11 protein-coding genes are annotated in these 11486 nt (G+C 77.3%); all 11 read left to right on the plus strand.

Annotated features, from left to right (window positions below):
• Nucleotides 1-27 precede the first annotated feature (27 nt).
• From ACZ7EC_RS11200 to ACZ7EC_RS11250, 11 genes are read left to right on the plus strand one after another with little or no spacing between them, the layout of a single operon-like run.
• Nucleotides 28-1662, plus strand: coding sequence for a carbamoyltransferase family protein (locus ACZ7EC_RS11200; protein WP_471060865.1), 1635 nt, complete (start codon nucleotides 28-30; stop codon nucleotides 1660-1662).
• Nucleotides 1659-2669: a glycosyltransferase family 2 protein gene (locus tag ACZ7EC_RS11205; protein ID WP_471060868.1), complete on the plus strand. Its 1011-nt coding sequence runs from the start codon at nucleotides 1659-1661 to the stop codon at nucleotides 2667-2669. Before ACZ7EC_RS11200 ends, ACZ7EC_RS11205 begins: the two co-directional genes overlap by 4 nt.
• Complete coding sequence (locus ACZ7EC_RS11210) at nucleotides 2666-3208, plus strand: D-glycero-alpha-D-manno-heptose-1,7-bisphosphate 7-phosphatase (RefSeq protein WP_471060871.1); 543 nt, start codon at nucleotides 2666-2668, stop codon at nucleotides 3206-3208. Before ACZ7EC_RS11205 ends, ACZ7EC_RS11210 begins: the two co-directional genes overlap by 4 nt.
• Nucleotides 3205-4215 (plus strand): glycosyltransferase family 9 protein, encoded by a 1011-nt coding sequence (locus ACZ7EC_RS11215; protein WP_471060873.1) that lies wholly within the window; start codon nucleotides 3205-3207, stop codon nucleotides 4213-4215. Before ACZ7EC_RS11210 ends, ACZ7EC_RS11215 begins: the two co-directional genes overlap by 4 nt.
• The gene (locus ACZ7EC_RS11220; protein WP_471060876.1) at nucleotides 4212-5174 is read left to right on the plus strand and encodes a glycosyltransferase; all 963 of its coding nucleotides are present in this window, start codon (nucleotides 4212-4214) and stop codon (nucleotides 5172-5174) included. The genes ACZ7EC_RS11215 and ACZ7EC_RS11220 overlap by 4 nt, the downstream gene beginning before the upstream one ends.
• Entirely contained in the window at nucleotides 5171-6403 is a 1233-nt protein-coding gene (locus ACZ7EC_RS11225; protein WP_471060878.1) for a glycosyltransferase, read from the plus strand. Before ACZ7EC_RS11220 ends, ACZ7EC_RS11225 begins: the two co-directional genes overlap by 4 nt.
• Nucleotides 6400-7071 carry a D-sedoheptulose-7-phosphate isomerase gene (locus ACZ7EC_RS11230; protein ID WP_471060881.1) on the plus strand — a complete coding sequence of 224 codons (672 nt, stop codon included), beginning with the start codon at nucleotides 6400-6402 and terminating at the stop codon, nucleotides 7069-7071. Before ACZ7EC_RS11225 ends, ACZ7EC_RS11230 begins: the two co-directional genes overlap by 4 nt.
• Complete coding sequence (locus tag ACZ7EC_RS11235) at nucleotides 7068-8531, plus strand: PfkB family carbohydrate kinase (protein ID WP_471060883.1); 1464 nt, start codon at nucleotides 7068-7070, stop codon at nucleotides 8529-8531. The genes ACZ7EC_RS11230 and ACZ7EC_RS11235 overlap by 4 nt, the downstream gene beginning before the upstream one ends.
• Before the next feature lie 58 nt (nucleotides 8532-8589).
• Nucleotides 8590-9588, plus strand: coding sequence for a glycosyltransferase family 9 protein (locus tag ACZ7EC_RS11240; RefSeq protein ID WP_471060886.1), 999 nt, complete (start codon nucleotides 8590-8592; stop codon nucleotides 9586-9588).
• Nucleotides 9578-10537, plus strand: coding sequence for a glycosyltransferase family 2 protein (locus ACZ7EC_RS11245; protein WP_471060889.1), 960 nt, complete (start codon nucleotides 9578-9580; stop codon nucleotides 10535-10537). Before ACZ7EC_RS11240 ends, ACZ7EC_RS11245 begins: the two co-directional genes overlap by 11 nt.
• A complete protein-coding gene (locus ACZ7EC_RS11250; RefSeq protein ID WP_471060892.1) occupies nucleotides 10537-11445 on the plus strand; it encodes a glycosyltransferase family 2 protein in 909 nt (302 codons plus the stop codon). Before ACZ7EC_RS11245 ends, ACZ7EC_RS11250 begins: the two co-directional genes overlap by 1 nt.
• The last annotated feature ends 41 nt before the right edge of the window (nucleotides 11446-11486 follow it).

Genomic DNA, 11486 nt, shown 5'->3' on the forward strand with positions numbered 1-11486 from the left:
TCCCCCCGCCGCCCTGGGAGGCAGCGCATGCACGTCCTCGGAATCAACGCACTCTTCCACGACCCCGCGGCCGCCCTGCTCACCGACGGCAGGGTCGTGGCGGCCGCCGAGGAGGAGCGGTTCTCGCGCCGCAAGCACGGCAAGCGGCCCCTGCCCTTCTCCGCCTGGGAGCTGCCCGAGCGCGCGGCCCGCTGGTGCCTCGACCGCGCCGGACTCACCCCGGCCGACCTGGACGCCGTCGCCTATTCCTACGACCCGTCGCTGGCCCGCCCCGCGGACCGGCTGGGCCTGCACGACCCCTGGGACCATCTGCGGCAGGAATACGCGCGCCGGGCACCGGAGTTCCTCGCCGAGGCGCTGCCCGGACTGGACCCCGCCAAGGTCAGGTTCGTCCCGCACCACATCGCGCACGCCGCCTCCGCCGGACCCGTCTCGCCGTACCCGGACTGCGCCGTCCTCGTCCTGGACGGCCGCGGCGAATGCGGCTCCCACCTGGCCGGCCGCTACACCAACCGGGAACTCACCGTCCTCGGCACCCAGCAACTGCCCGACTCCCTCGGCCTGTTCTACGAGGACCTCACCCAGCACCTCGGATTCCTGCGCAGCAGCGACGAGTTCAAGGTGATGGCCCTCGCCTCCTACGGCAGCCCCCGCTTCGCCGACCGGCTCCGGGAGTACGTCCACGTCGACGGCGAAGGCGGCTTCCGGGCCCGCCCGGTGCCCTGGGCCGAGCTGGTCCCGCCGCGCCCGGCCGGCGGCGCCTGGAGCCAGGACCACGCCGACCTCGCGGCCAGCGCCCAACTCTGCCTGGAGGAGACCATGGTGGCCATCGCCCGGTGGCTGCGCGAACGCACCGGGGAGGACGCGCTCACCATGGCCGGCGGGGTCGCCCTCAACTGCGTCGCCAACACCAGGCTCTGGCGCGAGAGCGGCTTCACGCACGTGTGGGTGCAGCCCGCCGCCGGAGACGCCGGTACCGCGCTCGGCGCGGCCGCGCACATCGCCGGCATGAAGGACACCGTCGAGCCGATGCCGACGGCCGCCCTCGGCCGGGACTGGAGCGACGCCGAACTGCGCGCCTGGCTGGAGCGGGCCGCCGTGCCGTACGAGGAACCCGCCGACATCGCCGAGACGGCCGCCGAGGCGCTCGCCGCGGATCAGATCGTGGCCTGGTTCCAGGGCCGCGCCGAGTACGGGCCGCGCGCGCTCGGCCACCGCTCCCTGCTCGCCCACCCCGGCCGGGCCCAGAACGTGGAGCGGCTCAACGCGGTCAAGGGCCGCGAGGAGTTCCGGCCCGTCGCCCCCATGGTGCTCGCCGAACGCGCCGCCGAGATCTTCGACGGGCCGCTGCCCAGCCCGCACATGCTGTTCGTGCACGACGTGGCCGCCGACTGGCGGGCCCGCATCCCCGCCGTCGTACACGTCGACGGCACCGCCCGCATCCAGACCGTCGACCGTGCCCAGGAGCCCCTGATGGCGCGGGTGATCGACGGCTTCGAACGGCGCACCGGGCTGCCCGTCGTCGTCAACACCAGCCTGAACACGGCGGGCCGCCCCATGGTGGACGACCCGCGCGACGCCCTGGAGTGCTTCGGCTCCGCCCCCGTGGACCTGCTGGTGCTCGGCCCGTTCGCCGTGCGCCGCGGAAAGGCCTTCGCATGAGCGCCGCGCCCGCCTACACCGTGGTCCTGCCGACGATCGGCCGCCCCTGCCTCGCCGAGTGCCTGCGCGCCCTCGCCGCGGCGGAGGGACACGTGCCGCACGAGGTGATCGTCGTGGACGACCGGCCCGGCACCGAGGGCGAACTGCCCCTGTCCGCCGCCGGAGTGCTGCTCGACCGCATTCGCATCCTGCGCACCGGCGGCAAGGGCCCGGCCGCCGCCCGCAACGCCGGCTGGCGCACCGTCGAGACCCCCTGGACCGTCTTCCTGGACGACGACGTCCAGGTGCTGCCCGACTGGTCCCGGCAACTCGCCGACGACCTGCGGCAGGCGGGCGAGGGCATCGGCGGCGTCCAGGGCCGGCTGCGGGTCCCGCTGCCCGAGGACCGCAGGCCCACCGACTGGGAGCGCACCACCAAGGGCCTGGAGACCGCCGCCTGGGCCACCGCCGACATGGCGTACCGCACCGCCGCGCTGGCCCGCGTCGACGGCTTCGACGAACGCTTCCCGCGCGCCTTCCGCGAGGACGCCGACCTCGCCCTGCGCGTCCGGCGGGCGGGCTGGTTCCTCGTCCGCGGCCATCGCGTCACCCGGCACCCGGTCCGCCCGGCCCACTGGTGGGCCTCGCTGCCCGCGCAGCGCGGCAACGCCGACGACGCGCTGATGAGCCGGCTGCACGGCCGCGACTGGTGGGCCCGCGCGCGGGCACCCCGCGGCCGGCTGCCCCGGCACCTGCTGGTCACCGGCGCCGCGCTCGCCGGGGCCGGCTGCGCCCTGGTCGGCCGCCGCCGCGCCGCCGCCCTGGGCGCCGCCCTGTGGGGCCTGGGCACCGCCGAGTTCGCGCTCGCCCGCATCCTGCCCGGCCCGTGCACCGCCCGCGAGATCGCCGGGATGCTCGGCACCAGCGTCCTCATCCCGCCGCTCGCCGTCCGCCACTGGCTGTCCGGCACCGTCCGCCACCGGCACGTCCGGCCGCTGGACGCCCGGCCCGCGGGAGGCGCCGCGTGAGCGCGCCGCGCGCCGTGCTGTTCGACCGGGACGGCACCCTCGTGGCCGACGTGCCCTACAACGGCGACCCCGACCGGGTCCGGCTGCTGCCCGGCGCGGCCGAGGCCGTGGCCCTCGCGCGGTCCGCCGGGCTGGCGACGGCCGTGGTCAGCAACCAGTCCGGCATCGGCCGCGGGCTGCTCACCACCGAGGACGTCGCCCGCGTCGACAAGCGCGCCGACGAACTGCTGGGCGGCCTCGACGCCTGGCTGCACTGCCCGCACGCCCCGGACGCCGGCTGCCCCTGCCGCAAGCCCCGCCCCGGACTCGTCCTCGCCGCCGCCGCACGCCTCGGCGTGCCGTCCGCGGCCTGCCTCGTCGTCGGCGACATCGCGGCCGACGTCCTGGCCGCGCGGGCCGCGGGCGCGCACGGCGTCCTGGTGCCCAACGACGCCACCGCCCTGGCCGAGGTACGGCGCTTCGCCCGGCACAGCGCCCCCGACGTGCTCACCGCCGTCCGCGACGCCCTCGGCACGGGCACGGGGAGGTGCCCGCGATGAAGGCACTCGTGGTCCGGCTCGACAGCTTCGGCGACGTGCTGCTCGCCGGCCCCGCCGTGCGCGCCGTCGCCGCCCACCACGACTCCGTGACCATGCTGTGCGGCCCGCGCGGCGCCGACGCCGCCCGCATGCTGCCCTCGGTCGCGGACGTCCTCGTCTGGGAGGCGCCCTGGGAGGGCTTCGAACCACCGCCCGTGGACCCGGCGGACATCGGCGCCCTGATCGACCGGCTGCGCGCGGGGGCGTACGACACCGCCCTGATCCTCACCTCCTTCCACCAGAGCCCGCTGCCCGCCGCGCTGCTGCTGCGCCTCGCCGGGATCGGCCGCATCGGCGCCGACAGCACCGACCACCCCGGCCGGCTGCTCGACGTCCGCCACCGCCGCCTGCCCGGCCGCCACGAGGCCGAGGCCGCCCTCGACACGGCCGCCGCCCTCGGCCTCACGCTGCCGCCCGGCGACGACGGCCGGCTGCGCGTCCTGCCACCCCCCGACACCGGCGACCTGACCGGCAACGGCCCCTACGTCGTCCTGCACCCCGGTGCCAGCGCGCCCGCCCGCGCCTGGAGCCCGCGCCGCTGCGCCGAGGCGGTGACCCTGCTCGCCGACGCCGGCCACCGCGTCGTCGTCACCGGCGGCCCGCACGAGAAGGCGCTCACCCGGTACGTGAGCGGCGCGACGGCCGTGGACCTCGGCGGCCGCACCGGACCGCGCACCCTCGCCGGAGTGCTGCGCACGGCCGACGCGGTCGTCAGCGCCAACACCGGCCCCGCCCACCTCGCCGCGGCCGTCGGCACCCCCGTCGTCTCCCTGTTCGCCCCCGTGGTCCCCGCCGAACGCTGGGTCCCCTACGGCGTTCCCGTCATCCTGCTCGGCGACCAGTCCGCCCCCTGCGCGAACAGCCGGGCCCTCCACTGCCCGGTACCCGGCCACCCCTGTCTGGACGAGGTCACCGGACAGGACGTGGTCGGCGCGGTGCACAAGCTCATCCAGGAGGGGCACGCATGAACATCCTCGTCTGGCACGTGCACGGATCGTGGCTCACCACCTTCGTGCAGGGCCCCCACACCTACCTGGTCCCGGTGACCGGCGACCGCGGCCCCGACGGCCTCGGCCGCGCCGTCACCTGGGACTGGCCACCCTCCGTCCTGGAGCGCGCCCCCGACCAACTCCGCACGGACGCGATCGACTTGATGGTCCTGCAACGCCCGCACGAGCCCGAGCTCGCGCTGCGCTGGACCGGCCGCCGGCCCGGCCGGGACGTGCCCGCCGTGTACGTCGAGCACAACAGCCCCGACGCCTCTCCGGAGCGCCAACTCCACCCGCTGGCCGACCAGTCGGCGATCCCCGTCGTCCATGTCACCCACTTCAACCGGCTGATGTGGGACAACGGCCGGGCGCCCACCGAGGTCGTCGAGCACGGCATCATCGACCCCGGCCGGCAGTGGACCGGCACCGAGCGGCGAGCCGCCGTCGTCGTCAACGAGCCCGTGCGCAGGGGCCGTACGACCGGCACCGACCTGCTGCCCCGGTTCGCCCGCCGCGCCCCCCTGGACGTCTTCGGGATGCGCACCGAGGGCCTCGCCGGCCACCTCGGACTGCCGCCCGACCGCGTCCGCACCCGCGACCTGCCCCAGCGCGAACTCCACCGCGCGATGGCCCGGTGCCGCCTGTACCTGCACCCCGTGCGCTGGACCTCGCTCGGACTGTCCCTGCTGGAGGCCATGTTCCTCGGCATGCCGGTGGTCGCCCTGGACACCACCGAGGTCCGCGAAGCCGTACCCGACGGCGCCGGGGTGGTCTCCAACCGCCTCGACGTCCTGGAGGACGCCGTCCAGGCATTCCTCGCCGACCCCGAGCACGCGCGCCGCACCGGCGACGCGGCACGGGAGGCGGTCCGGGCCCGGTACGGAGAGCGGCGCTTCCTGGACGACTGGGAGCGCCTGATCAAGGAGGTCACCCGATGAGCCGTACTCCGCACACGGCCGGGCGCGTCGCCATGGTCTCCGAGCACGCCAGCCCGCTGGCCGCGCTCGGCGGACCGGACGCGGGCGGCCAGAACGTGTACGTGGCCCAGGTCGCCCGGCAACTCGCCAAGAAGGGCTACCGGGTCACCGTCTACACCCGGCGGGACTCGACCGGCCTGCCGGACCAGATGACCCTCATCGACGGCGTCCAGGTGGTGCATGTGCCCGCCGGGCCGGCCGCCCCCGTGCCCAAGGACGAACTCCTGCCGCACATGGTGGAGTTCGGGCAGTTCCTGGCCGGGCAGTGGGCGGCGAACCCGCCCGACGTGGTGCACTCCCACTTCTGGATGTCGGGCCTGGCCGCCCTGTGCGGCGCCCGCGGCCTCGGCATCCCGGTCGTGCAGACCTACCACGCCCTCGGCACCGTCAAGCAGCGCTACCAGGGCGCCGCCGACACCAGCCCGCCGCAGCGCCTCGCCGTCGAGGAGGCCATCGGCCACGAGTGCGCCCGGATCATCGCCACGTGCAGCGACGAGGTCGCCGAACTGAAGGCCATGGGACTGCCCGAGGACCGGTTCAGCGTGGTGCCCTGCGGGGTCGACCCCGACCAGTTCGCCCCGCTGCCCGGCACCCGTCCGGCCGGGGCCCGCCGGCGGCTGCTCGCCGTCGGCCGGCTCGTGCCCCGCAAGGGCTTCGACCGCGCCATCCGCGCCCTGGCCGGCGTCCCCGACGCCGAACTCCTCATCGCCGGCGGCCCGGAGGCCGAACTGCTGGCCGGGGACCCCGAGGCCCGGCGGCTGCGCGCGCTGGCCGGCGAGTACGGCGTGGCCGACCGCGTCACCCTGCTCGGCGGGGTCGGCAGGAGCCGGATGCCCCGGCTGATGGCCGGCGCCGACCTCGTGCTCTCCCTGCCCCGCTACGAGCCCTTCGGCATCGTCCCGCTGGAGGCCATGGCCTGCGCCACCCCGGTCCTCGCCACCGCGGTCGGCGGCCAGCTCGACACCGTCGTGGACGGCGGCACCGGCGTCCTGGTCCCCGCCGACGACGACTACGACCTCGGCGCCGTGGTGCGCTCCCTGCTCGCCGACCCCGAACGCCTCGAACGGTACGGCGCCGCGGGCCGCCGCCGCGTGCTCAGCCACTACACCTGGGACCGCGTGGCCGACGGCGTCGCCGGGGTCTACCGCGCCGTCTGCCCGCGTCCCTCGCTCTCCGGAGTCGTCCGATGAACACCGCCATCGCCACCACGCACTGCGACGACCTCGCGAAGGCCCTGGAGAGCTTCCGCGCGTGCGGGCCGCTCATCGGGCGCTGGGGCACCGAACTGGCCCGCCGCCTGGGCGGCGGAGCACGGCTGCTGGTCGCGGGCAACGGCGGCAGCGCGGCCCAGGCCCAGCACCTGACCGCCGAACTGGTCGGCCGCTACCGCGACGACCGGCCGCCGTTCTCCGCCCTCGCCCTGCACGCCGACACCTCCTCCACCACCGCCATCGCCAACGACTACGGCGTCCAGGAGGTGTTCGCCCGGCAGACCGCCGCCCACGGCCGCGCCGGCGACGTGCTCATGCTGCTGTCCACCAGCGGCGCCAGCGCCAACCTGCTGTCCGCCGCCGACCGCGCCCACCGCCTCGGCATGACCGTGTGGGCCCTGACCGGCCGGGCCCCCAACCCGCTCCAGCTCGGCGCCGACGACGCCCTGTGCGCCGACGCGCCGACGGCCGCGACCGTGCAGGAACTCCACCTGGTCGCCGTGCACATGCTGTGCGAGGCGTTCGACCGGGCCGTGGCACAGGGCGCGGCGAAGGCGCGGGAGCCTGCCCGCCCCGACGGTGCACACGGCGAGGTGGGGCGGCTGCTGGACGGCCGCCCGGTGGGCCTGCGGAGGGACCGGACATGACACACACCGCTACGACCGCCCCGCGCACCCCGCTGGTCGTGGTCGGCGACGCCCTCCTCGACCACGACCTGTGCGGCCACGCCGAGCGACTCGCCCCCGACGCGCCCGTGCCCGTCGTCCACGGCACCCGGCGCAGCTCCCGCCCCGGCGGCGCGGCCCTCGCCGCCTGCCTGGCCGCCGCCGACGGCCGCCCGGTCACCCTCGTCACCGCCCTCGGCACCGACCCCGCGAGCGCCGTCCTGCGTGAACTCCTCGCCGGTCGCGTCGAGTTGGTGGAGATACCGCTGGACGGCGGCCTGAGCAGCAAGACCCGTGTGCTCGCCGGTGACCGCCCGCTGCTGCGCCTGGACGACGGCGAGGGGCGCGCCCGCGAGGCCACCCGCGAGGCGGAGTCCGCGATCACGGCGGCCCCCGGCGTCCTGGTCGCCGACTACGGCCGGGGCACCGCGGACGTCCTGCGGGACGCGCTGTGCCGTACCGCCGCGCCCCTGGTGTGGGACCCCCATGTGCGGGGCGGCCCCCCGGCGCCGGGCGCCCGGCTGGTCACGCCCTCCGCGCAGGAGGCCCGCGTCCTCGCCCGGCGGCTCGCCGACGGGGAGGGCGAGCCGGACGGCGGCACCGGACTGCGCACCGCCGCGCGCGACGCCCGCGCCCTGGTACGGGCCTGGCAGGTGCAGGCCGTCGCCGTCACCCTCGGCGAACGCGGCGCGCTGCTCTCCCTGGGCGAGACCCCGCTGCTGGTGCCGACCCCGGCCGCCGCGGCCGGCGACCCCTGCGGCGCGGGCGACCGCTTCGCCGCGGCCGCCGCCGGACTGCTCGCCGACGGCGCCTTCACCGAGGCCGCCGTGCAGGCCGCCGTGCACGCGGCCACGCGGTACGTCGCCGAGGGCGGGGCCCGCGCGGTGGCGGCACCGGAGCAGCCGGACCGTCCCGAGGAGCCGGCACCGGCCGCGCCCGGCGGCGACGCCACCACCGGCGCCGTGCGCACCGCCGCGCGGGTCCGGGCCGCCGGCCGTACCGTCGTCGCCGCGGGCGGCTGCTTCGACCTGCTGCACGCCGGCCATGTCGCCCTCCTCCAGGCCGCCCGGCGGGCCGGCGACTGCCTGATCGTCTGCGTCAACTCCGACGACTCGGTCCGCCGCCGCAAGGGCGCGGGCCGCCCCCTGGTCCCGGTCGCCGACCGGGTCCGGGTGCTGCGCGCCCTGGAATGCGTGGACGCGGTCGCCGTCTTCGACGAAGACACCCCCGAACGCCTCCTCGCCGACCTGCGCCCCCACATCTGGGCCAAGGGCGGCGACTACGCCCGCACCCCGCTGCCCGAACAGTCCCTGGTGGAGAGCTGGGGCGGCCAGGTCCTGCTGCTGCCGTACCTGGACGGCCGCTCCACCACGGGCCTCGCGCGCCGGGCGGCCTCGTCCCCGGCGACCGCGCGGCAAGGGGGCGGCGCCACGGACGGCTGACCCCCGGCCCACCGGCCCGCCGCGCCACCGGCTCCCGCACCCCCGGAGGAGACCCCTCGTGACCCGCACCCCCCGCCCCCCGACCGTCCTGGTGCTGCGCGCGCTGGGCCTCGGTGACCTGCTGGCCGGAGTGCCCGCGCTGCGCGGCATCCGCCGGGGGTTCCCCGGTCACCGGATCGTGCTCGCACAGCCCTCGGGGCTCGCCGGACCGGCCCTGGACACCGGCGCGCTGGACGCCGTGTTCCCGGCCGAGGCACCGGGGCGCGCGGTCCCGGCGCTCACCCACTGGGCGGGCCCACCGCCCGACGTGGCGATCGACCTGCACGGCAACGGCCCCGAGAGTCGCGACGCCCTCGCCGCCCTGCACCCGCGCCGGCTGCTCGCCCACGCCTGCCCGGACGGCCCGCCCTGGCCCGCCCAGACGCACGAACGGGACCGTTGGTGCCGCTTTTTGGAGCACTACGGCATCCCCGCCGACCCCCTCGACCTGCGCCTGCCCCCGCCCGCGGCGCCCTCCCCGGCGCCAGGCGCGGTCCTCGTGCACCCCGGCGCCGCCTCCGGCGCCCGCCGCTGGCCGGCCGAGCGGTTCGCCGCCGTCGTCCGGTGCCTGCGGGCCGCCGGACACCAGATGGTGCTCACCGGCGGTCCGGGGGAGGAGGCCCTGGTCCGGTCGGTCGCCGAGCGCGGCGGCGTGCACCAGCGGGACGTACGGTCCGGCGGCCTGCCCCTCGCCGAACTGTCCGCGCTGGTGGCCGAGGCGTCCCTGGTGCTCTGCGGCGACACCGGCCTCGCCCATCTCGCGTACGCCCACGGCACCCGCTCCGTCACCCTGTTCGGGCCGGTCTCGCCCCGCCTGTGGGGGCCGCCCCCGAGCCCCGGCCACCTGGCCCTGTGGCGGCCCGGCCCGCCCGGCGACCCGCACGGCCGCACTCCGGACGCCCGCCTGCTGCGCATCGGCTACGGCGAGGTCGCCGCGGCCTGTCTGACCCTGCTGCGGCGCGACCGGGACCGCCCGGCGGACCGAGCCCCGTGCCCGGCGGTGGCCCATGCCGACTGAGCCCGCTCCCACCCGAGTCCAGCGCCCGCCCGCGGTCGGCGGCCACCGGGTCACCGTCGCCGTCATCACCCGTGACCGCCCCGCCAGCCTGCTGCGTACCCTCGACGCCCTGGCCGCGCTGCCCGAGCGCCCGCCGGTCATCGTCGTGGACAACTCCCGTGACGAGCGCACCCGCCGGGCCGTACACGGCCACCCGGCGCTCACCCGGCTGCTGCGCCCCGCCGCCAACACCGGTGCCCTCGGCCGCAATCTGGCCGTCCGGCACGCCCGCACGCCCTACGTGGCCTTCAGCGACGACGACTCCTGGTGGGAGCCCGGCAGCCTCGCCCGCGCCGCCGACCTCCTCGACCGGTACCCACGGCTCGGCCTGCTCGCCGCCCGCACCCTGGTCGGCGACGAGGCCGCCGAGGACCCCCTCAACGCCGTACTCGCCGCCTCGCCCCTGCCCCTCGAACCGGATCTGCCGGGCCGCCCGGTCCTCGGCTTCCTCGGCTGCGCCAGTGTCGTGCGGCGGGACGCGTTCCTCGCGGCGGGCGGCTTCCATCCGCTGCTGTTCTTCGGCGGCGAGGAGACCCTGCTCGCCTACGACCTCGCCGCGCGGGGCTGGGGGGTGGCCTACGAACCCGCCCTGCGCGCCCGCCACCACCCCGAGGAGCACGGCCGCAGCGGGCGCCCCTTCCTCGTCCGGCGCAACCACGTCCTCACCACCTGCCTGCGCCGCCCCTGGCCCGTCGCCCTGCGTGCCGCCGGAGCCCTCGCCCTCGCCGCCGCGGCCGACCATCCCGGCGCCCGCCGGGCCCTGCTGGAAACCCTCGCCCGCCTGCCCGCCACCCTGGCGCGCCGCCGCCGGCTCCCGCCACGGGTCGAGACCGCGGCCCGCCTGCTGGACCGCCAGGCACGAGGGGAGGCCGCCCCAGCGGGGACCGGCCGGGAGGAGGAGTCCAGATGATGAGCGACGCCCGGAGGGACGACCGCACGACCGTCGTCGTGATCACCCACAACCGCCGCGACGAACTGCTGCGCACCCTCGCCGAGCTGGCGCGCCTGCCCGAGCGGCCCCGCGTGATCGTCACCGACAACGCGTCGCGCGACGGCACCGCCGAGGCCGTCGCGCACGGCTTCCCGGACGTGACGCTGCTGCGGCCGGGCCGCAACCTCGGCGCCGTCGGCCGCAACCTGGCCGTCCGCCACGTCCGCACGCCCTACGTGGCCTTCTGCGACGACGACTCCTGGTGGGAGCCCGGCAGTCTCGCCCGCGCCGCCGACCTGCTCGACACCCGCCCCCGGCTCGCGGCCGTCACCGCGCGGATCGTCGTGGAGCCGGACGGCACGGAGGACCCGGTGGTGCGCGAACTGCGCGACTCGCCCCTGTCCGGCCCCGACTGGCTCCCCGGTCCGGCTCTCGGCTCCTTCCTCGCCGCCGCCACGGTGCTGCGCACCGCCGCCTTCCGCGCGGGCGGCGGCTTCCACCCCGGCCTGTGGCTCGGCGGGGAGGAGGAACTGCTCGCCTGCGACCTGATCCGCCAGGGCTGGTGGCTCGCCTACGCCGAGGAACTGACCGTCCACCACCAGGCATCCCCGCTGCGCGACAGCACCGCCCGGCGCGTCCTCGGCCTGCGCAACACCCTGTGGTTCACCTGGCTGCGCCGCCCGCTGCTGCCCGCCCTGCGCCGCACCGGCCACCTGATCCGCACCGTCCCCCGCGACACCGCCTCCGCGCGCGCCTTCGCCCACGCCACCGCCGGACTGCCCTGGGTGCTGCGCCAGCGCGACCCCGTGCCCCCCGACCTGGAACACCGCCTGACCGCCCTGGAACGGGCCCGCCGCGACTCCCCGGCTCGCCGCTACATCGGCTGACGCCCGAGGTCGCGCACCGCGCGAAACACCGTCCGCCTCCG

The sequence above is a fragment of the Streptomyces sp. NPDC037203 genome, assembly GCF_055605065.1.

Excerpts from the sequence above, each read along its gene's own strand:
- ACZ7EC_RS11205 (WP_471060868.1), top strand. The coding sequence starts at position 1,659 with ATGAGCGCCGCGCCCGCCTACACCGTGGTCCTGCCGACGATCGGCCGC.
- ACZ7EC_RS11230 (WP_471060881.1), top strand. The coding sequence starts at position 6,400 with ATGAACACCGCCATCGCCACCACGCACTGCGACGACCTCGCGAAGGCC.
- ACZ7EC_RS11215 (WP_471060873.1), top strand. The coding sequence starts at position 3,205 with ATGAAGGCACTCGTGGTCCGGCTCGACAGCTTCGGCGACGTGCTGCTC.
- ACZ7EC_RS11235 (WP_471060883.1), top strand. The coding sequence starts at position 7,068 with ATGACACACACCGCTACGACCGCCCCGCGCACCCCGCTGGTCGTGGTC.
- ACZ7EC_RS11245 (WP_471060889.1), top strand. The coding sequence starts at position 9,578 with ATGCCGACTGAGCCCGCTCCCACCCGAGTCCAGCGCCCGCCCGCGGTC.
- ACZ7EC_RS11200 (WP_471060865.1), top strand. The coding sequence starts at position 28 with ATGCACGTCCTCGGAATCAACGCACTCTTCCACGACCCCGCGGCCGCC.
- ACZ7EC_RS11250 (WP_471060892.1), top strand. The coding sequence starts at position 10,537 with ATGAGCGACGCCCGGAGGGACGACCGCACGACCGTCGTCGTGATCACC.
- ACZ7EC_RS11220 (WP_471060876.1), top strand. The coding sequence starts at position 4,212 with ATGAACATCCTCGTCTGGCACGTGCACGGATCGTGGCTCACCACCTTC.
- ACZ7EC_RS11225 (WP_471060878.1), top strand. The coding sequence starts at position 5,171 with ATGAGCCGTACTCCGCACACGGCCGGGCGCGTCGCCATGGTCTCCGAG.